The organism is Pseudoduganella sp. SL102 (assembly GCF_027856995.1).
GTDB lineage: Bacteria > Pseudomonadota > Gammaproteobacteria > Burkholderiales > Burkholderiaceae_D > Rugamonas > Rugamonas albidiflava.
This window is the reverse complement of record NZ_CP115554.1, coordinates 5,192,214-5,216,129: the sequence shown is the minus strand read 5'-3', so window position 1 is coordinate 5,216,129 and position 23,916 is coordinate 5,192,214. Positions and strand designations below refer to the sequence as shown.

Annotated in this window: 17 protein-coding genes; all 17 read left to right on the top strand. The window is 65.6% G+C overall.

Translation table 11 applies throughout. The features are described from left to right. Positions 1 to 6: 6 nt before the first annotated feature. The 17 genes from OU994_RS22030 to OU994_RS21950 all read left to right on the top strand — a co-directional run bounded on the left by OU994_RS22030 (position 7) and on the right by OU994_RS21950 (position 23,847). Entirely contained in the window at positions 7 to 972 is a 966-nt protein-coding gene (locus OU994_RS22030) for a glycoside hydrolase family 43 protein (protein WP_281607668.1), read from the top strand. Positions 973 to 1,170: 198 nt separating this feature from the next. Next, a complete protein-coding gene (locus OU994_RS22025; RefSeq protein WP_281607667.1) occupies positions 1,171 to 2,118 on the top strand; it encodes a family 43 glycosylhydrolase in 948 nt (315 codons plus the stop codon). A gap of 54 nt (positions 2,119 to 2,172) precedes the next feature. Next, entirely contained in the window at positions 2,173 to 3,237 is a 1,065-nt protein-coding gene (locus OU994_RS22020; protein ID WP_281607666.1) for an aldose epimerase family protein, read from the top strand. Positions 3,238 to 3,787: 550 nt separating this feature from the next. Continuing rightward, complete coding sequence (locus OU994_RS22015) at positions 3,788 to 5,530, top strand: IlvD/Edd family dehydratase (RefSeq protein ID WP_131145073.1); 1,743 nt, start codon at positions 3,788 to 3,790, stop codon at positions 5,528 to 5,530. A gap of 152 nt (positions 5,531 to 5,682) precedes the next feature. After that, positions 5,683 to 6,663 (top strand): AraD1 family protein, encoded by a 981-nt coding sequence (gene araD1 / locus OU994_RS22010; RefSeq protein ID WP_281607665.1) that lies wholly within the window; start codon positions 5,683 to 5,685, stop codon positions 6,661 to 6,663. Further along, the gene (locus OU994_RS22005; protein ID WP_281607664.1) at positions 6,660 to 8,243 is read left to right on the top strand and encodes an aldehyde dehydrogenase (NADP(+)); all 1,584 of its coding nucleotides are present in this window, start codon (positions 6,660 to 6,662) and stop codon (positions 8,241 to 8,243) included. Before araD1 ends, OU994_RS22005 begins: the two co-directional genes overlap by 4 nt. Positions 8,244 to 8,334: 91 nt before the next feature. Continuing rightward, complete coding sequence (locus OU994_RS22000) at positions 8,335 to 9,102, top strand: SDR family NAD(P)-dependent oxidoreductase (RefSeq protein WP_131145076.1); 768 nt, start codon at positions 8,335 to 8,337, stop codon at positions 9,100 to 9,102. Positions 9,103 to 9,327: 225 nt separating this feature from the next. Further along, positions 9,328 to 11,328 carry a glycoside hydrolase family 97 protein gene (locus tag OU994_RS21995; protein WP_281607663.1) on the top strand — a complete coding sequence of 667 codons (2,001 nt, stop codon included), beginning with the start codon at positions 9,328 to 9,330 and terminating at the stop codon, positions 11,326 to 11,328. Positions 11,329 to 11,350: 22 nt separating this feature from the next. Beyond that, the gene (locus OU994_RS21990; RefSeq protein WP_281607662.1) at positions 11,351 to 12,898 is read left to right on the top strand and encodes an alpha-N-arabinofuranosidase; all 1,548 of its coding nucleotides are present in this window, start codon (positions 11,351 to 11,353) and stop codon (positions 12,896 to 12,898) included. Positions 12,899 to 12,902: 4 nt separating this feature from the next. Beyond that, positions 12,903 to 14,444 (top strand): glycoside hydrolase family 43 protein, encoded by a 1,542-nt coding sequence (locus OU994_RS21985; RefSeq protein WP_281607661.1) that lies wholly within the window; start codon positions 12,903 to 12,905, stop codon positions 14,442 to 14,444. Positions 14,445 to 14,601: 157 nt separating this feature from the next. Then, entirely contained in the window at positions 14,602 to 15,624 is a 1,023-nt protein-coding gene (locus OU994_RS21980; RefSeq protein WP_281607660.1) for an arabinan endo-1,5-alpha-L-arabinosidase, read from the top strand. Between the two features lie 106 nt (positions 15,625 to 15,730). Next, positions 15,731 to 18,088, top strand: coding sequence for a glycoside hydrolase family 127 protein (locus OU994_RS21975; RefSeq protein WP_281607659.1), 2,358 nt, complete (start codon positions 15,731 to 15,733; stop codon positions 18,086 to 18,088). A gap of 142 nt (positions 18,089 to 18,230) precedes the next feature. Continuing rightward, positions 18,231 to 19,193 (top strand): ABC transporter substrate-binding protein, encoded by a 963-nt coding sequence (locus tag OU994_RS21970; RefSeq protein WP_281607658.1) that lies wholly within the window; start codon positions 18,231 to 18,233, stop codon positions 19,191 to 19,193. A 14-nt stretch (positions 19,194 to 19,207) separates the two neighbouring features. Continuing rightward, positions 19,208 to 20,743 (top strand): sugar ABC transporter ATP-binding protein, encoded by a 1,536-nt coding sequence (locus tag OU994_RS21965; protein ID WP_281607657.1) that lies wholly within the window; start codon positions 19,208 to 19,210, stop codon positions 20,741 to 20,743. 11 nt (positions 20,744 to 20,754) lie between these two features. Continuing rightward, positions 20,755 to 21,852, top strand: coding sequence for an ABC transporter permease (locus OU994_RS21960; RefSeq protein WP_281611687.1), 1,098 nt, complete (start codon positions 20,755 to 20,757; stop codon positions 21,850 to 21,852). 50 nt (positions 21,853 to 21,902) lie between these two features. Then, positions 21,903 to 22,853, top strand: coding sequence for a galactofuranose ABC transporter, permease protein YjfF (gene yjfF, locus OU994_RS21955; protein WP_373922627.1), 951 nt, complete (start codon positions 21,903 to 21,905; stop codon positions 22,851 to 22,853). Positions 22,854 to 22,863: 10 nt separating this feature from the next. After that, positions 22,864 to 23,847, top strand: a complete 984-nt coding sequence (locus OU994_RS21950) for a glycoside hydrolase family 43 protein (protein WP_281607655.1) — start codon at positions 22,864 to 22,866, stop codon at positions 23,845 to 23,847. Positions 23,848 to 23,916 lie beyond the last annotated feature (69 nt).

The window sequence follows — 23,916 nt, the reverse complement described above, 5'->3', positions numbered from 1 at the left end:
ATAGATATGACCACTGAAAAAACCGCCGTTGAAAAACTGTCCCCGCTGATCCTGCAGCGCGCCGACCCGCACATCTACCGCCACAGCGACGGCTACTATTACTTCACGGCCTCGGTGCCGCAATACGACCGCATCGAGATCCGCCGCGCCACCACGATCGCCGGCCTGGCCGACGCCGCGCCGAAGGATGTCTGGAGCAAGCCGGACAGCGGCCCGTACAGCGAACTGCTGTGGGCCCCGGAACTGCACTACAACGAAGGCGCGTGGTACGTGTACTTCGCCGCCGCGCCCAGCCGCGACATCAAGGACGACCTGTTCCAGCACCGCATGTACTGCGTGCGCAACCAGAATGCCAATCCGCTGGAAGGGGAGTGGGAATTCATGGGCCAGATCGACACCGGCATCGATTCGTTCTGCCTGGATGCCACCACCTTCACCCACAAGGGCCAGCTGTACTACCTGTGGGCGCAGAAGGACAAGGAAATCCGCGGCAATTCGAACCTGTACATCGCGCCGATGAGCAATCCGTGGACCATCGCGGGCAAGCCGGTCATGCTGAGCAAGCCCGAGTACGACTGGGAAATCGAGCGTTTCTGGGTCAACGAAGGCCCGTCGGTGGTCAAGCGCAACGGCAGGATCTTCATCACGTATTCGGCCAGCGGCACCGGCATCGAATACGCCATGGGCCTGCTGTGGGCCGATGAAAACGCCGACCTGCTCGATCCGGCCTCGTGGACGAAGTCGAAGGAACCGGTGCTGCAAAGCTGCCTGGAACACGGCATCTACGGCCCTGGCCACAATTCGTTCACGGTGTCCGAGGATGGCGAAGGCGTGATGCTGGTCTACCACGCGCGCACCTACACCGAGATCATCGGCGACCCGCTGTGGAATCCGGACCGCCACACGTTCGTGAAGCCGCTGCGCTGGGACGAGCAGGGCATGCCGGTGTTCGGCCGGCCGTCGATCGCCTGATGCGCCACGCCGCCGGCGCAGACCGGCGGCAATCCGCGGCGGCATCCCGAGGCAGCGATTCCTCGACCGCAATCCCGGACTTCTTCCACTGGCTGATGGGCTTCCCGTTCCGGCACGCATCGGCGTTTTCCACTGTAACGAACGGCATGCGGAGGCACGACCATGTGGCAGGCTGGATTTCTGGAAATGGAGAATGACGTGGGCGACATCCCCGAACCGCTGATCGAGCAGCGCGCCGATCCCTGCATCTACCGCCATACGGACGGCTATTACTACTTCACCGCCTCGGTGCCGCAGTACGACCGCGTCGAGCTGCGCCGCGCCAAGACCATCGAAGGGCTGGCCTCGGCGCAGACCCGCAGCGTGTGGCGCAAGGGCGCCGGCGGGCCATGCCCCGAACTGATCAGGGCGCCGGAAATCCACTTCAGCGGCGGAGCCTGGTACGTGTACTTCGCCGCGGCGCCGTCGCGCGAGCCGCGCGGCAGGCTGTCCCGGCACCGCATCTACGCGATCCGCAATGCCAGCGCCAATCCGCTCGCCGGCGAGTGGGAATTCATGGGGCAGGTGGACACGGGCAACGACACGTCCTGCCTGGACGCCGCCACGTTCACGCACAAGGGCCAGCTGTACGGCCTGTGGGCGCAGCAGCACGGCGGCGCCGACGGCAGCGCGAACCTGTACATCGCGCCGATGGCGACGCCGTGGCAGGTCGGCGGCGCGCCGGTCATGCTGAGCAGGCCGGAATTCGACTGGGAATGCCGGGGCTTGCCCGTCAACGAAGCCCCGTCGGTGCTGAAGAAGCACGGCAGGATCTTCATCGGCTACTCGGCCGGCGCCACCGGCCACGACCAGGCGATGGGCCTGCTGTGGGCCGGCGAGGATGCCGACCTGCTGGACCCCGCGTCCTGGACCAAGTCGCGCGAGCCGGTACTGCAGGCCGGTGACGGGCACGCCACCCATGGTCCGGGCCACACAGGCTTCACGGTGGCCGAGGATGGGTCAACCGTGCTCCTGGTGTACCATGCGCGGACTTATACTGAAATCGACGGCGATCCCCTGTGGAATCCGGATCGCCATACCTTCGTCAAACCCTTGCGTTGGTGCGATGACGGCATGCCGGACTTTGCCCGGCCCGCGGTGGCTTGATGCCGCCGATGAGCGATTGCCCGATCCCGCCGGCGCCTCCAGGAAAACCTACGGATGGAATTGAGCATTGAGCAGGAACCGTTCGGCACCGCGCCGGATGGCCAGTCGCTGAGCCTCTACACGCTGCGCAACCGCAGCGGCATGGTCGTCAAGATCACCAACTTCGGCGGTATCATCACCGAGCTGCATGTGCCGGACAGGCAGGGCAACCTGGCGGACGTGACCTTCGGCTTCGACGAGGCGGCGCCATACTTCACCGACGCGGTGCCGTATTTCGGCGCGCTGATCGGCCGCTACGGCAACCGCATCGCCGGCGGCCGCTTCGTGCTGGATGGCCAGCCGGTGCAGCTGGACGTGAACAATGGCAAGAATCACCTGCATGGCGGCACGCTGGGCTTCCACCGGCAGGTATGGCACGCCGTGCCCCTGGTGACGGACCTGACGATCGGCCTGAAGCTCACGTACACCAGCCCGGACGGCGACCATGGCTACCCGGGCAACCTGGAAGTCACGGTCACCTACGAGCTGAACGACGCGAACGAGCTGCTGGTGAAGTACCACGCCACGACCGACAAGGCCACGCCCGTCAACCTCACGCAGCATGCCTATTTCAACCTGGCCGGCCGCGGGTCGATCCTCGACCACGAGCTGACCATCCATGCCGACCGCTACACGCCGATCGATGCCGATTCGATCCCGCTGGGGCCGCTGGCGCCCGTGGAGGGCACGCCGTTCGACTTCCGCACGCCGCGTACCGTCGGCTCGCGGATCGATGTTGCCGACGAACAGTTGAAGAATGGCCTCGGCTACGACCACAACTTCGTGCTGAACAAGCCCGACTCCAACGTGCTGGGCCTGGCCGCCACGCTGCGCGACCCGGTCTCGGGCCGCGTGCTGGAGCTGTACACCCAGGAACCGGGCGTGCAGTTCTACAGCGGCAACTTCCTGGATGGCTCGCTGACCGGCAAGGGCTGGCAATTCGGCCACCGCGAAGCGCTGTGCCTTGAACCGCAGCACTTCCCGGACTCGCCGAACCGCCCGGACTATCCGAGCACCATCCTGCGTCCGGGCCAGACGTATTCGACGCGGTCGCTGTACCGGTTTACGGTCCAGGCGTAAAAATCAGGCACCCAAGAATTGGGGACGGACCCTGGTGCCGTCAGGTTAAGCGTTACTGACACATCGGAAGCGCATGAATTCACCCCAACAGCAAGGGCTGGGGTCAGACCCGCCGGGGTGTAGCAGGGGTTTCGCGAAGCCTGCTTCGCGCCTGCGGAACGATGCTGGCGTGCATGCCAGCATTCCTCCCTGACCCCGGAATTTGCACCTGGGGTGGGTTTGGCTTAAAGGCTTCAGGGGCGGATCCTGCTCCACAGGAAAGTTCTTGAAAAACAGGCGTTCCGGCTTTCCGGCTAGCCTCCATTCTTAGTTCACTCCTGAATTAGTTGCTTGAAAAAAGGGGACGTACCCCATTTCTCGGGAAAGATTTCCCGGAAAATGGGGTACGTCCCCATTTTTTTGCAACTTTTTCGCGCGTTGATATCTTTTTTCATATCGCTGACCATTTTTTATTCATTGGAATAGAATCGTTCCGTTCTTTAACATTCTGGACATCACCAGCTCGACGAGGATTGCCATTCGCCGGGCGCAGAACAACCCGGAGAATCGAATGTCTGAGACGAAAAAGAACGTAAAACTGCGGTCCGCCGAATGGTTCGGCACCCAGGACAAGAATGGCTTCATGTACCGCAGCTGGATGAAGAACCAGGGCATTCCCGATCATGAATTCCAGGGCAAGCCCATCATCGGCATCTGCAACACCTGGTCCGAACTGACCCCCTGCAACGCCCACTTCCGCAAGATCGCCGAGCACGTCAAGAAAGGCATCATCGAGGCCGGTGGCTGGCCGGTGGAATTCCCCGTGTTCTCCAGCGGCGAATCGAACCTGCGCCCGACCGCCATGCTGACCCGTAACCTGGCATCGATGGATGTCGAGGAATCGATCCGCGGCAATCCGATGGACGCCGTGGTGCTGCTGGTCGGCTGCGACAAGACCACCCCGGCCCTGCTGATGGGCGCCGCATCGTGCGACATCCCGGCGATCGTCGTCACCGGCGGCCCGATGCTGAACGGCAAACTGAACGGCAAGAGCATCGGCTCCGGTACCGCCGTGTGGCAGCTGCACGAGCAGGTCAAGGCGGGCGAGATCTCGATGCACGACTTCCTGGCCGCCGAAGCGGGCCACTCCCGCTCGGCCGGTACCTGCAACACGATGGGCACCGCTTCCACCATGGCCTGCATGGCCGAGGCGCTGGGCACGTCGCTGCCGCACAACGCCGCGATTCCCGCCGTCGACGCGCGCCGCTACGTGCTGGCGCACATGTCGGGCATGCGCATCGTCGACATGGTGTGGGAAGACCTGCGCCTGTCCAAGATCCTGACCAAGGAAGCATTCGAGAACGCGATCCGCGTGAACGCCGCGATCGGCGGTTCCACCAATGCCGTGATCCACCTGAAGGCCATCGCCGGCCGCATGGGCGTGGAGCTGGAGCTGGAAGACTGGACCCGCGTGGGCCGCGGCACGCCGACGGTCGTCGACCTGCTGCCGTCGGGCCGCTTCCTGATGGAAGAGTTCTACTACGCCGGCGGCCTGCCGGGCGTGCTGCGCCGCCTGGGCGAGAACGGCCTGCTGCCGAACCCGGAAGCGCTGACCGCCAACGGCAAGACGATCTGGGAAAACAACAAGGATGCGCCGATCTACGACGAGGAAGTCATCCGCCCGCTGGACAACCCGCTGATCAAGGATGGCGGCATCTGCATCCTGCGCGGCAACCTGGCGCCGCGCGGCGCCGTGCTGAAGCCGTCCGCCGCCTCGCCGCACCTGATGCAGCACCGCGGCCGCGCCATCGTGTTCGAGGACTTCGACCACTACAAGACGCGCATCATGGATCCGGACCTGGATGTCGATGAAAACTGCGTGCTGGTGATGAAGAACTGCGGCCCGAAAGGCTACCCGGGCATGGCCGAAGTGGGCAACATGGGCCTGCCGCCGAAGATCCTGGCCAAGGGCATCAAGGACATGGTGCGCATTTCCGACGCGCGCATGAGCGGCACCGCCTACGGTACCGTGGTGCTGCACGTGGCGCCGGAAGCGATGGCCGGCGGCCCGCTGGGCATCGTCAAGGATGGCGACATCGTGTCGCTGGACTGCGCCGGTGGCCGCCTCGACCTGGAGATCTCCGATGAAGAGATGGCTGCCCGCCTGGCCGCCCGCGCCGAGCTGAAGAACGACCTGCCGAAGACCGGCTACGCCGGCCTGTACGTGGACCATGTGCTGCAGGCCGACGAAGGCTGCGACTTCGACTTCCTGGTCGGCATGCGCGGCTCCAAAGTGCCGAAGCACTCGCACTGATCCGCACTAGCACTGTTCTAATTTAAGGCGACACTTTTCGCCGGCGCCGCTGCCCACTCCCACCCCCTCGTGGCGGCGCCGGCACCCAATTCAATCGAGACGTCCGCGCCGGCAGGCCATGCGGGTTGCGGACGGCTCCAGGAGACTCCGACATGCTGCTCGTACAATTCAAGAACAAAGAAGGCGCCCGCCACGTGGGCATCCTGGAAAACGACACGCTGCGCGTGATCGACGGCTTCACCACCACCTACGCGCTGGCGCAAGCCGCCATCCGCAGCAAGCAGGGCCTGGCCGCGCTGGCCGAAGCCTCGGCCGGTTCGACCAAGGTCGCCTATGCCGACGTGACCCCGCTGGCGCCGCTGGACCATGAAGACGCGGCCCACACCTACGTGACCGGCACCGGCCTGACGCACCTGGGTTCGGCCGATGCGCGCGACGCGATGCACAAGAAGATCGGCGGCGACGTCGAAACGCTGTCGGACTCGATGAAGATGTTCCGCATGGGCGTCGAAGGGGGCAAGCCCGCGGCGGGCGAAGCGGGCGTGCAGCCGGAATGGTTCTACAAGGGCGACGGTTCGATCGTGGCCGCCACCAACGAAGCGCTGGCGATGCCCGATTTCGCGCTGGACGGCGGCGAAGAACCGGAAATCGCCGGCCTGTACGTGATCGGCGACGATGGCCAGCCTTACCGCCTGGGCTACGCGATCGGCAACGAATTCTCCGACCACGTGACGGAACGCCAGAACTACCTGTACCTGGCCCACTCGAAGCTGCGCGTCTGCGGCGTGGGCCCGGCGCTGCTGGTGGGCGAGCTGCCGGCGCACATCGACGGCGTGTCGCGCGTGCTCGATACCGACGGCAAGGTGCGCTGGGAAAAGGCCTTCGTGTCCGGCGAAAACAATATGTCGCACACCATCGCCAACCTGGAACACCACCACTTCAAGTACCAGCTGTTCAAGCGCCCGGGCGACGTGCACGTGCACTTCTTCGGCACCGCCACGCTGAGCTTCGCGGACAACATCTCGGTGCAGCGAGGCGAGACGTTCGAAGTGGAAGCACCGGCCTTCGGCCCGGCGCTGCGCAACAAGCTGACCGTCGTCGAAACCCAGGTGGCACAGGTCAAGGCGCTATGATTGACGCATCCATCGTCACCGGCGAATCGCTGATCGGTGGCGTTGCCGTGCAAGGCAACGGCAGCGACTTCAAGGCCTGGAATCCGGGCCTGAACAGCCACATCGAGCCGTCGTTCCGCACGGCCGACGCGGACCAGATCGACCAGGCGTGCCGCCTGGCCGGCGCGGCGTTCGACACGTTCCGCGCCACCACCGACGCGCAGCGCGCCACCTTCCTCGAGACGGTGGCGGAGCAGATCGTGGCCATCGGCGACGATCTGATCGTGCGCGCGATGGCGGAAACGGGCCTGCCGCGCGCGCGCCTGGAAGGCGAGCGTGGCCGCACGGTCAACCAGCTGAAACTGTTCGCCGACCTGCTGCGCGAAGGATCCTGGCGCGACGTGCGCATCGATACGCCGCTGCCGGAACGCACGCCGCCCCGGCCGGACCTGCGCTATCGCCTGATCGGCGTGGGCCCGGTGGCCGTGTTCGGCGCCTCCAATTTCCCGCTGGCGTTTTCGGTGGCCGGTGGCGATACCGCCTCCGCATTCGCCGCCGGCTGCCCGGTGGTGCTGAAGGCGCACCCGGCGCACCCTGGCACCTCCGAGCTGGTGGGCCGCGCGGTGATGAAAGCCGTCGAACTGTGCGGCCTGCCGGCCGGCACGTTCGCGCTGCTGACGGGCGTGGGCAATGACATCGGCCAGCAGCTGGTGGCGCATCCGGAAATCCGGGCCGTGGGCTTCACCGGTTCGCGCTTCGGTGGCCTGGCCCTGATGGCGGTGGCGGCGGCGCGTCCGCAGCCGATCCCTGTCTACGCCGAGATGAGCAGCATCAATCCGCTATTCCTGCTGCCGGGCGCGCTGAAGGCGCGCGGCGCCGAGATCGCGCAGCAGTTCGCCGGCTCCCTGACCCTGGGCGTGGGCCAGTTCTGCACCAACCCCGGCCTGGTGCTCGGCATCGCCGGCCCGGACTTCGATGCCTTCGCCCATGCCGCGGCCGCCGCGCTGGGTGGCATCGCGGCGGGCCCGATGCTGACGGCCGGTATCGCCAGTGCCTACCAGCAGGGCGTGGCCGCGCTGGCGGGCCAGCAAAGCGTGAAGACGCTGGCCCTGACCGCGCCGGAAGTGGGCAAGGGCGGCGCGGCGCTGTTCGTCACGTCGGCCGACGCGTTCCTGGCCGAGAAGGCGCTGCACGGCGAAGTGTTCGGCCCGGCGTCGCTGCTGGTGGCTTGCCGCGACGTGGAAGAAATGCGCCGCGTGACGGATCACCTGGAAGGCCAGCTGACCGCCACGCTGCAGCTGGAGGAAAGCGACCTCGATGCCGCGGAAACGCTGCTGCCGGCACTGGAGCGCAAGGTCGGCCGCATCCTCGCGAACGGTTTCCCAACCGGCGTGGAAGTATCGACGGCGATGGTGCACGGTGGCCCGTTCCCGGCCACCTCCGATGGCCGCAGCACGTCGGTGGGTACCGGTGCCATCCTGCGCTTCCTGCGCCCGGTGTGCTACCAGAACCTGCCGCAGCGCCTGCTGCCGGCAGCGCTGCGCGACGGTAACCCGCTGGGCATCTGGCGCCGCCGCGATGGTGTGCTGGGCAAGGAATGAGCGCCGGTCGACGCGACGACTGGAACAATGTGGTTGAACAAGCGGCCGTCGGCATGACGGTCGTTGTTGCATAAAAAACGGGAGACAGAGCATGACTGATTTTGCCAAGTTCGGCAGCCTGCGCGGCAAGCGCGTTTTCGTCACCGGTGGCGGCACCGGCATCGGTGAAGCGATCGTTGCATCGTATGCGGAGCAGGGCGCGATCGTGGCGTTCGTCGACATCGCCAGGGAAGCCAGCCTGGCGCTGGTCGAACGCATCAAGGCCGCCGGCCACCCGGCGCCGCTGTACCGCTATTGCGACATCACGGATATCCCCGCGCTGCAGAACACGATCGCCGAACTGGCCGCCGAGATCGGCGACTTCGACGTGCTGGTCAACAACGCCGCCAACGACCAGCGCCACAAGCCGGAAGAAGTGACGCTGGAATACTGGAACGAGCGCATCGCCATCAACCAGCGGCCGATGTTCTTCACCTGCCAGTCGGTCCTGGCAGGCATGAAGAAAAAGGGCGGCGGCTCGATCATCAACATCAGCTCGATGTCGTGGCATGCCAAGAACGCCGGCTACCCGGTCTACGGCACCACCAAGGCCGCCGTGATCGGCCTGACGCGCTGCCTGGCGCGCGACTTCGGCCCGTACAACATCCGCGTGAACACCGTGACGCCGGGCTGGGTGATGACCCAGCGCCAGATCGACCTGTGGGTCGACGAGGCCGGCGAAGCGGAGATCAAGCGCGCCCAGTGCCTGCCGGGCAAGCTGATGCCGGAACACGTGGCCTCGATGATCCTGTACCTCGGCGCCGACGACAGCGCCATGTGCACGGGCCAGGAATTCATCGTCGACGCCGGCTGGGTTTGAGTCTCTGCGGCTGAGCCTGTGTCACGGTGCCTGACACCCTGACACGGACTCAACCATGTCATTGCCAGGGTGCCTGGGAGGAGTACTGCCTTGCAAGGCAGTACCGTTCAGCCGGCGCGGAGCGATGCTCCACGAATTCCCGGCTTCACCCCCCTGACACGGACTCGGCCGCACCTTGTAGTTCCGATCGCAGCACGCCGCACGTAGCGGCGCTTTTCATTGTTCATGACCATGAAACCTGCCCTGTACCGGATACTGGCGGCGTCGGCATTTGTTGCCGCGCCGTCCTTTGCATTGGCATTTGCCCAGCCTTCCCAGCAAACCGTCACGAGCCCGGACGGCAAGCTGGCCGTCACCGTCGCGCAGGCGAAGGATGGCGGCGTCACCTACCGCATCGCCCGCGCCGGCAAGCCCGTGTTGCGGCATTCGGCGCTGGGCCTGTCGTTCGACGGCGCCGATTTCACGAAGCGGCTCAGTGCCCAGGAGGTGTCGGCCGAGCGCCCCATCAGCGAGCAGTACGAGCTGGTGTCCGGCAAGCGCCGCCACGTCACCTATGCCGCCAACGAGCGCACCTGGCGCTACCTGAACAACGAAAAGCAGCCGCTGGAGATCACGTTCCGCGTCTCGAACGACGGCGTGGCGTTCCGCTACACGGCGCGCGCGCCGGAGCTGAAGTTCGCCGGCGAGGCGACCACGTTCGCCTTCCCGGCCGGCGCGCGCGCCTGGCTGCAGCCGATGTCCGGCGCCAAGACGGGCTTCGCGCGCACCAATCCTTCGTACGAAGAGCACTGCCGGGTGGATATCCCGGTGGGCACGGCGGCGCCGATGGGGGCCGGCTGGGTCTTCCCGGCGCTTTTCCGCACGGGCGACACGTACGTCGCGCTGACCGAGGCGAACCTGGATGGCACGTTCCACGCTTCCCGCCTGGCCGCGCAATCGCCGGGCGGCGTGTACCGCATCGCCGGTCCGGCAGCGCAGGAAACCTTCACCGACGGCGCGCTGCTGCCCACCGCGCAGGGCCAGCTGACCACGCCGTGGCGCGTGCTGGCGATCGGCAGCCTGGCCACCGTGGTCGATTCGACGCTGGGCACCGACCTGGCCATGCCCTCCCGGGAAGGCATTCCCGACTGGGTGAAGCCCGGCCAGTCGTCGTGGAGCTGGGCCATCCTGAAGGATGACTTCACCACCTTCGGCACGCAAAAGCAGTTCATCGACTATGCCGCCGACATGGGCTGGGAATACACGCTGATCGATGCCTACTGGGACCAGAAGATCGGCTACGACAAAGTGAAAGAGCTGGTGGAGTACGCCAGGCCGAAGAATGTCGGCATCCTGGTCTGGTACAACTCGGCCGGCGCCTGGAACGATACCGACATGACGCCGCGCGGCAAGCTGCTGACCTCTGCCGACCGCCGCGCCGAATTCGCGAAACTGCGCACCATGGGCGTGAAGGGCATCAAGGTCGACTTCTTCGGCGGCGACGGCCAGTCGATGATCGACTACTACGTGGGGATCCTGCGCGACGCCTACGACGCGCAGCTGCTGGTGAACTTCCATGGCGCCACCTTGCCGCGCGGCTGGTCGCGCACCTGGCCGAACCTGGTCACGGCGGAAGCGGTGCGCGGCTTCGAGTTCGGTACCTTCGACCAGAAGGACCAGGACCCGGTCGCCGGCCACGCGGCCATGCTGCCGTTCACACGCAACCTGTTCGACCCGATGGACTTCACGCCGATGGTGTTCGGCGACATCCCGAAGATCCGCCGCGCCACCCGCAACGGCTTCGAGCTGGCCGAATCGGTGCTGTTCGTGTCCGGCATCCAGCACTTCGCCGAAGTCCCGCAGGGCATGGCCTCCGTACCGGACTACGTCAAGGACTTCCTGCGCGCGCTTCCCGACCGGTGGGACGACAGCCGCTTCATCGCCGGCGAACCGGGCAAGTTCGCCGTGATCGCCCGCCAGGCCGGCGGCAAGTGGTACGTGGCCGGTTTCAACGGCGCGGCGCAGGAGCGCACCGTGACGCTGGACCTGTCCTTCATCGGCAATGCCGGGAAGCCCACCATGGCCAAGCCCGATGCCGGCAAGCCCGTCATCAGCAAGTCCATCCTCGGCAAGCTCATTACCGACGGCGCCACCGAACGCGCCTTCGCGCAGTCGGACCTCAAGGCATCGAGAAAAACCAGCATCAGGCTGAAAGCACGGGGCGGCTTCGTTGCCGTCTTCGAATAAAAACCATATCAGGAGATCGTTCATGATCAAACGCACCATCCTCGCCATCAGCGTGACGACCGCGCTGGCCGTTTGCGGCAGCGCCTTCGCGCAAGTTGCCGTCACCATCGACACGGCCAAGCCGGGCCCCGTCATCGACAAGAACGTGTACGGCCAGTTCGCCGAACACCTGGGCACCGGCATCTACGAAGGCATGTGGGTGGGCCCGAATTCGAAGATCCCCAACACCAAGGGCTGGCGCAACGACGTGGTCGGCGCGCTGAAGGAACTGCGCGTGCCGCTGGTGCGCTGGCCGGGCGGCTGCTTCGCCGACGAGTACCACTGGAAGGACGGCATCGGCCCGCGCAACAAGCGCCCGGTGAAGGTCAACACCAACTGGGGCAACGTCACCGAGGACAACGCGGTCGGCACCCACGAATTCTTCGACCTGGCCGAGCTGCTGGGTTCCCAGGTGTACATCAACGGCAACCTGGGCACCGGCTCCGTGCAGGAAATGAGCGAGTGGATCGAGTACATGACGTCGCCGAGCAAGTCGACCCTGGCCGAGATGCGCCGCAAGAACGGCCGCGACAAGCCTTGGAAGGTGGACTTCTTCGCCGTCGGTAACGAGATGTGGGGCTGCGGCGGCAACATGAACCCCGAGCACTACGCCAACCTGTACAAGAACACCACGACCTTCATCCGCGCGCCGCAGGAATACAAGCCGAAGATCATCGCCAGCGGCGGCCATACGGACGACGTGAAGTGGGCCGACGTGCTGACGCGCGAAGTCAAGAACGACATGGCCGGCGTGAGCTTCCATTACTACACGATCCCGACCGGCAAGTGGGAAGTGAAGGGCGCCGCTACCGGCTTCCCGGAATCCCAGTGGTTCAGCACGATGCAGAACACGCTGCGGATGGACAAGTTCATCCGCGACAACAAGGCCGTGATGGACAAGAACGATCCGGAGAAGAAGGTCGGCCTGTTCGTCGACGAGTGGGGCACCTGGTATGACGTGGAACCGGGCACCAACGCCGGCTTCCTGTATCAGCAGAACAGCCTGCGCGACGCGGTCGTCGCCGCGCTGAACTTCAACATCTTCCACGAGCATGCCGACCGCGTGCGCATGACCAACATCGCGCAGATGGTCAACGTGCTGCAGGCGATGATCCTGACCGACAAGACGCGCATGGTGCTGACGCCGACCTACCATGCCTACAAGATGTACGTGCCGTTCCAGGATGCGACGTCGCTGCCGGTGGCGCTGGAGAACAACACCACGTACAGCGCCGGCAGCCAGTCGGTGCCGCAGGTGAGCGCCTCGGCTGCGCGCGCCAAGGATGGCAAGGTGTACCTGGCGCTGGTGAACACGGATCCGAACAAGGCCACCGAAGTCACGGTCAACGTGGGTGCCGCCGCGGCAGCCAAATTCTCGGGCCAGGTGCTGACCGCCGCGAAGATGGACGCCCATAACACCTTCGATGCGCCGAACGCCGTGAAGCCCGCCAGCTACAGCGCGCAGGCCGCCGGCGGCAAGCTGACCGTCCAGCTGCCGGCCAAGTCGGTGATCGTCGGCGCCGTCGAGTAAGCGCATGAAGACAGGAACGCTCGCGGCCTCGCTGGCCGCGGCGGGCCTGCTGTCCCTCGCCGCCTGTGGCGGCGGGGGCGGCAGCGGCTCGCCCTCCGTGACGGCTGCTCCGGCGCCGACCCAGACCACCCCGACAGTCCCGACCACGACCTTGCCCCCGGAGCAGGCTGCGATCACGTTCGCCAACGCGAGCGTGCACGATCCTTCCGTGGTGCGCGTGGACGGCACGTTCTACATCTTCGGCTCGCACCTGGCGGCGGCCAAGTCCACCGACCTGATGAACTGGACGAAGATCGCCGACGGCGCCAACGCCGCCAATCCGCTGTTCGCGGACGTGACGAAGCAGCTGGCGGAAACCTTCGCCTGGGCGCAGTCCGATACGCTGTGGGCGCCGGACGTGATCCGGCTCGACGACGGCAAGTACTATTTCTACTACAACGCCTGCAAGGGCGACTCGCCCCGTTCCGCGCTGGGCGTGGCGGTGGCCGACAAGATCGAAGGCCCGTATGTGGACAAGGGCATCTTCCTCAAGTCCGGCATGTGGGGCGAGGCGGGTGCCGACGGCACGCTCTACGATCCGGTGAAACACCCGAACGTGGTCGATCCGCAGGTCTTCCGCGACAAGGACAACAAGCTGTGGATGATCTACGGCTCGTATTCGGGCGGCATCTTCATCCTGGCGATGGACCCGGCCACCGGCAAACCGCTGCCGGGCCAGGGCTACGGCAAGCACCTGCTGGGCGGGAACCATGCGCGCATCGAAGGCGCCTACGTGCAGTACAGCGTTGATACCGGCTACTACTACCTGTTCACGTCCTTCGGCGGGCTGGATGCGAACGGCGCCTACAACGTGCGCGTGGCGCGCTCGCGCCATGCCGACGGCCCGTATGTCGATGCGAAGGGCACCGACATGGCGACCGTGAAGGCTGATCCGGCCAAGCCGCTGTTCGACGATGCCAGCATCGCGCCGCACGGCCAGAAACTGATGGGCAACCACCAGTTCGCGCTGGCCGCCGGCGAGACCGGCGCGGCGCCCGGCTACGTCTCGCCAGGCCACAACAGCACGTACTACGACCCGGCCACGAAGCAGTACTTCATCATCTTCCATACCCGCTTCCCGGGCACCAGCCCGGTGCATGAAGTGCGTACGCACGAGATGTTCGTCAACGAGGATGGCTGGCCGGTGATCGCGCCGTTCCGCTACGTTCCGCTGGCCAGGGCGGCAGGCGCGCCATCGGCCACGGTGGCGGCGGCCGATGTGGCCGGGTCGTACAAGCTGGTCAACCATGGCAAGGATATTTCGGCAGCCATCAAGCCGTCGCAGTCCGTCACCTTGTCGGCCGACGGCAAGCTGGGTGGCGCGCTGGCGGGAACCTGGACGCACAAGGGCAACAACCGCATCGCGCTGGCCGTCGACGGTACGGCGGCCGTGTACAACGGCGTGCTGTCGCGGCAATACAATGCCAACGCGAATGCGTTCACGGTCACGTTCACGGCGCAGAATGCCGATGGCGTGTCGCTGTGGGGCGCCAGGGCGGGCAATTAAGCAAGCAACTGCCGATGCAGTCTGGCGTGCCCAGACCCCGAGGCAGATTCCGGGGTCAGACCCGCCGGGTCTGACCCCAGCAGTTCGCGGCTGGGTGTCGTGCATGCGTTACCAGCGCGCGAGCAAGTGCGGCAAGAGTAACCGAAGGAGAAATGCAATGAAGTTTCGCAGTTTTGTACTGGCGGCCGCGCTGCTGGCGGGCACCGCCGGTGCCCAGGCCGCGCAGGTGGGCGTGCACGACCCGGTGATGGCCAAGGACGGCACCACGTACTACGTGTTCTCCACCGGCCCGGGCATCACGTTCTACAGCTCGAAGGACATGAAGAACTGGCGTCCGGAAGGCCGCGTGTTCGCCAAGGACCCGGTGTGGGCGAAGAAGGCCGCACCATCGTTCGACGGGCATATCTGGGCGCCGGACATCGTGCAGCGCAACGGCAAGTTCTACCTGTACTACTCGGTGTCCGGCTTCGGCAAGAACACCTCGGGCATGGGCGTGACCGTCAACAAGACGCTGGACCCGCGCTCGCCCGACTACAAGTGGGAAGACCAGGGCATGGTGATCCAGTCCGTGCCGGGCCGCGACCTGTGGAATGCGATCGACCCGGCCGTCATCGCCGACGAGCAGGGCAATGGCTGGATGTCGTTCGGCTCGTTCTGGACCGGCCTGAAGCTGTTCAAGCTGAACGCCGACTGGACCAAACCGGCCGAGCCGCAGGAATGGCACACCATCGCGCGGCGCGAGCGCCCCGCCTTCGAGCCCGACGAATCGGCCGCGCCGGCCGAGATCGAGGCGCCGTTCATCTTCCGCAAGAACGGCTATTACTACCTGTTCGCGTCGTGGGGCCTGTGCTGCCAGAAGGCCAAGAGCACGTACCACGTCGTGGTCGGCCGCTCGAAGACCGTTACCGGGCCGTACCTGGACAAGGACGGCAAGGACATGGCCAAGGGCGGCGGATCGATCGTCATCCAGGGCAACCGCGACTGGGTCGGCCTGGGCCACAACAGCGCCTACACCTTCGACGGCCGCGACGTGCTCGTGCTGCACGCCTATGAAACGGGCGACGACTACCGGCAGAAGCTGAAGGTGCTGGACATGAAGTGGGACGCCGCCGGCTGGCCGGTGGTCGATGCCGCGCAGTTGAACAGCTACCAGAGTGTGCTGCTGCCGGGTAGTAAGTAAACCCAGGTGCAAAACCCGGGGTCAGACCCGGCGGGTCTGACCCCAGCCTTCGCGGTTGGGGTAGATGCATGCGCTCCGAACCGCTGACGAATGACAGGAAGATCCCATGCTTACACTCCGCCACCTTGCCCTCGCCGCCGCCCTCTGCGCTTCAGGCGCCACCCAGGCCGCCGATCTCTTCCCGTTGCGCGACGTGCGCCTGGCGCCGGGGCCGTTCCTGGAAGCCCAGCAGACCGACCTGCGCTACCTGATGGCGCTCGATCCGGATCGCCTGCTGGCGCCGTTCCGCCGCGAGGCGGGCTTGCCGGCGGTGAAGCAGTCGTACGGCAACTGGGAGTCCAGCGGCCTGGATGGCCACATGGGCGGGCACTACCTGACGGCGCTGGCGCTGATGCATGCGTCGACCGGCGACCGGCAGGTCAAGGAGCGCCTGGACTACTTCGTGCGCGAGCTGAAACGCTGCCAGGATGCCGGCGGCGATGGCTACCTGGGCGGCGTGCCGGGCGGGAAGGAGGCGCTGGACAAGATCGCCCGGGGCGAGCTGCACGCGGATAATTTCTCCGTCAACGGCAAGTGGGTGCCCTGGTACAACCTGCACAAGACCTTCGCCGGCCTGCGCGATGCGTACCGGATCGGCGGCAACCAGCAGGCGAAAACGATGCTGGTCGCCTACGCGGACTGGGCGCTGGCCCTGACGGCGAAGCTGTCCGACACGCAGATGCAGGCCATGCTGCGCGCGGAGCACGGCGGCATGAACGAAGTGCTGGCCGACGTGGCCGAGATCACCGGCGACAGCAAATACCTGGAGCTGGCGAAACGCTTCTCGCACCGCGCCGTGCTCGATCCCCTGGCGCAGGGGAAGGACCAGCTGACCGGCCTGCACGCCAACACGCAGATCCCGAAAGTGATCGGCTTCGAGCGCGTCGGCACGCTGGCCAACGACCGGAGCATGCGCGACGCGGCACGGTTCTTCTGGCAGACCGTGGTCGAGAACCGCAGCGTGGCGATCGGCGGCAACAGCGTGCGCGAGCACTTCCACGACCACAAGGACTTCGGTCCGATGATCGACGACGTGGAAGGTCCGGAAACCTGCAACACGTACAACATGCTCAAGCTCACCGAGCTCCTGTTCGCCGACAAGCCGCAATCGCGCTACGGCGACTACTACGAGCGCGCACTGTACAACCACATCCTGTCGTCGCAGCACCCGCAGACGGGCGGCTTCGTATACTTCACGCCGATGCGGCCGAACCATTACCGCGTGTATTCGCAGGTGGACAAGGGCATGTGGTGCTGCGTCGGTTCCGGCATCGAAAGCCATGCCAAGTACGGGCAGTTCATCTACGCGAAAGAGGCGGATGCGCTGTTCGTCAACCTGTTCATCCCGTCCGAGCTGGCGTGGGCCGAGAAGAACGTGCGCATCACGCAGGCCACCAGCTTCCCGGATGAGGAAAGCACCCGCATCACCGTCCACGGCACCGGCAAGTTCGCCATGAAACTGCGCCATCCCGCCTGGGTGGCAAGCGGTGCACTGAAGGTGAAGGTGAACGGCAGGCCCGTGAAGGCCGTGGCCGGCACGGACGGCTACGTGAGCATCGACCGCGAATGGCGCGACGGCGACACGGTGGAACTGAAGCTGCCGATGACGACCCGCCTGGAGCAGATGCCGGACAAGTCGAACTGGTACGCGGTGCTGCACGGGCCGATCGTGCTGGCCGCGAAGACCGCGCCGATCCTGGACGAAAAATTCAGGGACGAGAAGCTGAACGTGCTGGCCGACGATTCGCGCATGGGCCACATCGCCAAGGGCGAGATCTGCCCGCTGGGCGCCGCGCCGATGCTCGTCTCCGATGCGAAGGATTTCACCAGCAAGATCAAGCCCGTCAAGGGGCAGCCGCTGACATTCACGGCGCCGGACCTGATCCGCGGGCAAGGTAACGCCGCCCAGCTCAAGCTGGTGCCGTTCTTCCGGCTGCACGACGCGCGCTACACGATGTACTGGCAGCGCTCCACGCCGTCCGGCTATGCGGCGCTGCAGGAACAGACCGCGCAGGAGGAAAAGGAACGCCTGGCGCTGAATGCCCGCACCATCGACCAGGTGGCGCCGGGCGAGCAGCAGCCCGAGTCGGACCATGGCTTCATGGGGGAGGGCGCGGATGCCGGCATCCACGGCGGCCGCCACTGGCGCCACGCCACCGGCTGGTTCAGCTACGTGTTGAACAACCCGAAAGGGGAGGCGAAGATCCTGCGCCTGACGTTCGCCTCCGCCGATGCGGGCCGCAGGTTCGACATCGTCGTCGGCGGCAAGCCGCTGGCGGCGCTGGAACTGAAAAGAGAGGACAGCGAGTTCTATCACCGCGATTTCGCGCTGCCGGAAGGCCTGGGCAAGAAGGTCGAGGTGAAGTTCGTCGCGCAGCGCGGTTCGATCGCCGGCGGCCTGTATGGATTACGGCTGCTGCGATAACAAAAAAGATATGGCAGTCTGTTAAAAATATATTGGTTCGGCATGGCAAATTCTTCTACCATAGCCGCAAAAGAATAATTGCAACCAATTCATTTGTTGCACCCGCAAATTGAATCAGCAACATCACAGCACGGAGACACGCATGACTGTACAGCGCAGGACTTTCATCGCCGCAGCGGCATTCGCCCTGGCCGGCGCCGCCTTCCCCGCCATGGCGGCCAAACCCCTCGTGATGGGCTTCTCGCAGGTCGGCGCCGAATCCGAGTGGCGCACCGCGAATACCGTTTCCGTCAAGGATGCGGCCAGGAAGGCCGGCATCAACCTGAAGTTCGCCGATGCGCAGCAGCGCCAGGAAAACCAGGTCAAGGCGATCCGCTCCTTCATCGCCCAGAAAGTGGACGTGATCGCGTTCTCGCCGGTGGTGGAATCGGGCTGGGATACCGTGCTGCGCGAAGCCAAGGCCGCCAACATTCCCGTGATCCTGACCGACCGCGACGTGAACGTGGCCGACAAGTCGCTGTACGTGACGCTGATCGGTTCGGACTTCGTCGAGGAAGGCCGCCGCGCCGGCCGCTGGCTGAACGAGTACGCCAAGAAGCAGCCGGGGAAGACGTTCAACGTGGTGGAACTGCAGGGCACCGTGGGTTCGGCGCCGGCGATCGACCGCAAGACCGGTTTCGAGGAAGTCACCAAGGGCAATGCGCAACTGAAGATGCTGCGCACGCAGACCGCCGAATTCACCCGTGCCAAGGGCAAGGAAGTGATGGAAGCGTTCCTGAAGGCGCACGGCAAGAACATCAACGTGCTGTACGCGCATAACGACGACATGGCGATCGGCGCGATCCAGGCCATCGAGGAAGCGGGCCTGAAGCCGGGCAAGGACATCGTCATCGTTTCCGTCGACGGCGTGCGCGGCGCGTTCGAAGCCATGATCCAGGGCAAGCTGAACGTGACGGTGGAATGCAACCCGCTGCTTGGCCCGCTGCTGATGCAGACCGCCAAGGATGTCAAGGCCGGCAAGCAGGTGCCGAAGCGCCTGGTCGTCGAGGAGCGCGTGTTCCCCGCCGAAGTCGCGCTGAAAGAATTCCCGAACCGTAAATACTGATGTCGGCGGCAGGCATGGCGGCTGACCGCGCGCCGGTACTGGAACTGACCGGCATCCACAAATCGTTCCCCGGCGTGAAGGCGCTGTCCAACGCCGGCCTGCGCCTGTATCCGGGCGAGGTGCACACGCTGATGGGCCAGAACGGCGCCGGCAAGTCCACGCTGATCAAGGTGCTGACGGGTGTGTACACGCCGGACGAGGGCACGATGGTGCTCGACGGCCAGCCGATCCGGCCCGACTCCACGCTGGAGGCCCAGGAGCTGGGCATCTCCACCGTGTACCAGGAAGTCAACCTGTGCCCGAACCTGTCGGTCGCGGAAAACATCTTCATCGGCCGCTATCCGCGCAGCTGGTTCGGCGTCGACTGGAAAGCCATGCGCGACCAGGCGGCCACCATGCTGCGCCAGCTGGAAGTGGATATCGACGTGACGCAGCCGCTGGCGCGCTATTCGCTGGCGATCCAGCAGATGGTGGCGATCTCGCGGGCACTGAACACGTCGGCGAAAGTGCTGATCCTCGACGAGCCGACCTCCAGTCTCGACGAGGCCGAAGTGCAGCTGCTGTTCCGCGTGCTGCGCCGCCTGCGCGGGGAAGGCATGGCGATCCTGTTCGTCACGCACTTCCTGGACCAGACCTACGCGATTTCCGACCGCATCACCGTGATGCGCAACGGCGAACGGGAAGGCGAATATCCGGCCAGCGAGCTGTCCCGCCTGGCGCTGGTGAACAAGATGATCGGCGCGCCGGCTCAGCAGGCCGAGGAAGCGGCGCCGGCCGCGCAGCAGGCTCAAGGCGGCGCGCCGATGACGACGCTGTTGACCATGAATGGCCTGGGCCGCCGCGGCGCCCTGAAGCCGGTCGACGCGGAAGTGAAGCAGGGCGAGGTGCTGGGCCTGGTGGGCCTGCTGGGTTCCGGCCGCACCGAACTGGCGCGGCTGCTGTTCGGCGCCGACAAGGCCGATACGGGCAGCATCACGATCGGCGGCAAGTCCGGCCGCTTCGACACGCCGCGCGACGCCATCGCCGCCGGCATCGGCTTCTGCTCGGAAGACCGCAAGCACGAAGGCGCGATCCTGTCGCTGTCGGTGCGGGAAAACCTGATCCTGGCGATGCAGGCCCGGGCCGGCGTGATGCGCGCGATCCCGATGAAGCTGCAGCAGGAGATCGCCGAGAACTACGTGAAATGGCTGGGCATCAAGACGGCCAGCATCGAAACCCCGATCGGCACGCTGTCCGGCGGCAACCAGCAGAAAGTCTTGCTGGCGCGCTGGCTGGCCACCGATCCGAAGCTGATGATCCTCGACGAACCCACGCGCGGCATCGACGTGCGCGCCAAGGGCGAGATCATGGATTACGTGACCACGCTGTGCAAGACAGGCATGTCGGTGCTGTTCATCTCGTCCGAACTGCCCGAGGTGCTGCGCTGCAGCGACCGCATGGTGGTGCTGCGCGACCGCGAGAAGTGCGGCGAATACGTGCGCGGCGACCTGGACGACCAGACCGTGCTGCAGGTGATCGCGGGAGAGGAAGTGGAAGGAATTCGCGCATGACGCAAGCAAACATGGCGCCGCCGGCGCCCGCGCCGGGACCGTCCGGCGCATCCGGCCCATCGAGCCCCCCTGCAGCCACGAAGGCCGCACCGGCCAGGGCTTCGCTGCTGTCGCATTCGCTGGCCAAGCCGATCCTGGCGCTGTCGGCCCTGCTGGTGCTGGACATCATCTTCATCCCCGGCTTCCTGAGCCTGGAGATCAAGGATGGCCACCTGTATGGTCCGCTGATCGACATCCTGAACCGCGCCGCGCCGCTGATGCTGGCGGCGCTGGGCATGACGCTGGTGATCGCCACGCGCGGCATCGATATCTCGGTGGGGGCGGTGGTAGCGCTCTCCGGCACCGTGGCCGCGATGCTGATCGGCGGCACGATGGTCATCAACAACGGCCAGCCCGAATACGTGGCGAACACGCCGATGCCGGTGGCGCTGGCCGCCGCGCTGGGCATCGCGATCCTGTGCGGGGCCTGGAACGGCGTGCTGGTGGCCGGCCTGAAACTGCAGCCGATCGTGGCCACGCTGATCCTGATGGTGGCCGGCCGCGGCCTGGCGCAGCTGTTCACGGATGGCCAGATCGTTACCGTGTACTACGAGCCGTTCTTCTTCCTGGGCAGCGGCTATTTGCTTGGCCTGCCGTTCTCGCTGTGGGTGGTGGCGGCCGTGCTGCTGGTGGTGGGACTGCTGCTGAAGAAAACCGCGCTGGGCCTGTTCATCCAGTCGGTCGGCATCAACCCGGTGGCCGCGCGGCTGGCCGGCATCCGCACCGCCACGCTGATCTTCTTCACCTACGTGTTCTGCTCCACCTGCGCCGGCATGGCCGGCCTGATGATCAGCTCGAACATCAAGAGCGCCGATGCGAACAACGCCGGCCTGCTGCTGGAACTGGACGCCATCCTGGCCGTGACGCTGGGCGGCACGTCGCTGGCCGGCGGCAAGTTCAGCCTGGTGGGCAGCATGATCGGCGCGCTGATCATCCAGACGCTGACGTGGACCATCTACTCGCTGGGCGTGCCGCCGGAAGTGAACATGGTCGTCAAGGCGATCGTCGTATTCATCGTGTGCCTGTCGCAGTCGACGGGTTTCCAGAAGCTGTGGAAGGGCCGGAAATGAACACCGCAACCATGGGCAGCGGCGCCGCCGGCGCGGCGCGCCCGAACATCATGAGCGCGCCATGGTTCACGTCGCTCGTCACCGTGATCCTGCTGGTGGTGCTGCTGGCCGCCGGCGGCGGCGCCTACGAAGGCTTCCTGTCCGGGCAGGTGATGCTGAACCTGCTGATCGACAATGCGCACCTGCTGGTGATCGCGGTGGGCATGGGCTACGTGATCCTGGCCGGCGGCATCGACCTGTCGGTGGGTTCCGTGCTGGCGCTGACGACGATGATCGCCGCCTGGCTGCTGAACGCCGGCTGGAACCCTCTGGCGGTGATCGCCATCGTGCTGGCCTTCGGCGCCTTGTTCGGCGCCTTCCAGGGCGCGCTGATCCACTATTTCCAGCTGCAGCCGTTCATCGTTACGCTGGCGGGCATGTTCCTGGCGCGCGGCCTGTGCTACCTGATCAGCATTGAATCGATCACCATCGAGGATCCGCTGTTCGTGGCTGCCTCGCAGACGCAGATCCCCTTCATAGGCGGCTTCATCTCGCCGTCGGCCGCCATTGCGCTGGTCGTGCTGGCCGTCGCCATCTGGGCCTCGCGCCGCACCGCCTTCGGCCGCGGCGTGTACGCCATCGGCGGCAACGAGCAGTCGGCATTGATGATGGGCCTGGACGTGGCGCGCACCAAGATCGGCGTGTACGCGTTTTCCGGCTTCTGCGCCGCGCTGGGCGGCGTGCTGTTCGCGTTCTACATGCTGTCCGGCTATGGCCAGCATGCGCAGGGCACCGAGCTCGATGCGATCGCCGCGGTCGTCATCGGCGGCACCCTGCTGACCGGCGGCTACGGCTATGTGGCCGGTGCCCTGTCCGGCGTGCTGGTGCTCGGCACGATCCAGACCCTGATCGCCTTCGACGGTACCCTGAGTTCCTGGTGGACCAAGATCGTCATCGGCGGCCTGCTGTTCCTGTTCTGCGTGGTGCAACGACTGCTGTCCGCCCGCTCGCAACAATCCTGAGGAGTTTTAGATGAAGAAGCAAAGCCTCGGCGCCCTGGCGCTCGCGGTGGCGGGCGCCTGCGTGTCCGTTTGGGCCAGTTCCGCCAACGCCGGCAACCCCCTGTTTTCCGACAAGTTCACGGCCGATCCGGCGGTGCTGGTGGACCAGGGCCGCGTCTACCTGTACGCCGGCCACGACGAAGCGCCGCCCAAGCCGGAAGGCAAGGATTTCGTGATGAACGAGTGGCTGGTGTACTCGACCTGCGACATGAAGAACTGGACCGCGCACGGCACCGCGCTGCGCTACGACGTGTTCAAGTGGGCCGGCGGCTCGGCCTGGGCCAGCGACATCACGAAGGTGGGCAACAAGTACTACTTCTATGCGACCGTGCACGACAAAGGCACCAACGCGAAGGGCATCGGCGTGGCCGTGGCGGACAGCCCTACGGGTCCGTTCCGCGACGCCATCGGCAAGGCCCTGGTCACCAACGACATGACCAAGGAAACCGATATCGCCTGGGATGACATCGATCCGGGCATCTTCGTCGACGACGACGGCACGCCTTGGCTGTTCTGGGGCAACCAGACGCTGAAGTTCGTGAAGCTGAAGAAGAACATGATCGAGATGGCCGGCCCGATCCAGACCACCAGCCTGCCGCACTACACGGAAGCGCCGTACGTCCACAAGCGCAACGGCACCTACTACCTGTCGTACTCGCGCGAATTCCCCGAGCACACGGTGTATGCGACGGCGAAGAAGGTCACCGGCCCGTGGCACTACCGCGGCAAGATCATGGACCAGAACAAGAACACGCCGACGATCCACCAGGCGTTCGCCGAGTTCAACGGCAAGTCGTACATCATCTACCACAACGCCGAACTGCCGAACGGCGGCGAGTTCCGCCGCTCGGTGGCCGTGGAAGAGTTCAAGTACAACGCGGATGGCACGATTCCGTTCATCCCGCAGACCACCGAAGGCCCGGCGGCAAACCCGACGGCGGCCTGCAAGAAGTAACAGTTGGAGCACCGCGCCCCCGTTCGCGGGGGCGTTTTTACATCCGTAACGATGTTCCCGGACCGGAGA

What these genes read in the sequence shown, in the direction of transcription:
- OU994_RS22015 (WP_131145073.1), top strand. Translation starts at nt 3,788, where the DNA reads ATGTCTGAGACGAAAAAGAACGTAAAACTGCGGTCCGCCGAATGGTTC.
- OU994_RS22030 (WP_281607668.1), top strand. Translation starts at nt 7, where the DNA reads ATGACCACTGAAAAAACCGCCGTTGAAAAACTGTCCCCGCTGATCCTG.
- OU994_RS21960 (WP_281611687.1), top strand. Translation starts at nt 20,755, where the DNA reads ATGGCGCCGCCGGCGCCCGCGCCGGGACCGTCCGGCGCATCCGGCCCA.
- OU994_RS22005 (WP_281607664.1), top strand. Translation starts at nt 6,660, where the DNA reads ATGATTGACGCATCCATCGTCACCGGCGAATCGCTGATCGGTGGCGTT.
- OU994_RS21980 (WP_281607660.1), top strand. Translation starts at nt 14,602, where the DNA reads ATGAAGTTTCGCAGTTTTGTACTGGCGGCCGCGCTGCTGGCGGGCACC.
- OU994_RS22020 (WP_281607666.1), top strand. Translation starts at nt 2,173, where the DNA reads ATGGAATTGAGCATTGAGCAGGAACCGTTCGGCACCGCGCCGGATGGC.
- OU994_RS22000 (WP_131145076.1), top strand. Translation starts at nt 8,335, where the DNA reads ATGACTGATTTTGCCAAGTTCGGCAGCCTGCGCGGCAAGCGCGTTTTC.
- yjfF (WP_373922627.1), top strand. Translation starts at nt 21,903, where the DNA reads ATGAGCGCGCCATGGTTCACGTCGCTCGTCACCGTGATCCTGCTGGTG.
- OU994_RS21965 (WP_281607657.1), top strand. Translation starts at nt 19,208, where the DNA reads ATGGCGGCTGACCGCGCGCCGGTACTGGAACTGACCGGCATCCACAAA.
- OU994_RS21950 (WP_281607655.1), top strand. Translation starts at nt 22,864, where the DNA reads ATGAAGAAGCAAAGCCTCGGCGCCCTGGCGCTCGCGGTGGCGGGCGCC.
- araD1 (WP_281607665.1), top strand. Translation starts at nt 5,683, where the DNA reads ATGCTGCTCGTACAATTCAAGAACAAAGAAGGCGCCCGCCACGTGGGC.
- OU994_RS21990 (WP_281607662.1), top strand. Translation starts at nt 11,351, where the DNA reads ATGATCAAACGCACCATCCTCGCCATCAGCGTGACGACCGCGCTGGCC.
- OU994_RS21970 (WP_281607658.1), top strand. Translation starts at nt 18,231, where the DNA reads ATGACTGTACAGCGCAGGACTTTCATCGCCGCAGCGGCATTCGCCCTG.
- OU994_RS21985 (WP_281607661.1), top strand. Translation starts at nt 12,903, where the DNA reads ATGAAGACAGGAACGCTCGCGGCCTCGCTGGCCGCGGCGGGCCTGCTG.
- OU994_RS21995 (WP_281607663.1), top strand. Translation starts at nt 9,328, where the DNA reads ATGACCATGAAACCTGCCCTGTACCGGATACTGGCGGCGTCGGCATTT.
- OU994_RS21975 (WP_281607659.1), top strand. Translation starts at nt 15,731, where the DNA reads ATGCTTACACTCCGCCACCTTGCCCTCGCCGCCGCCCTCTGCGCTTCA.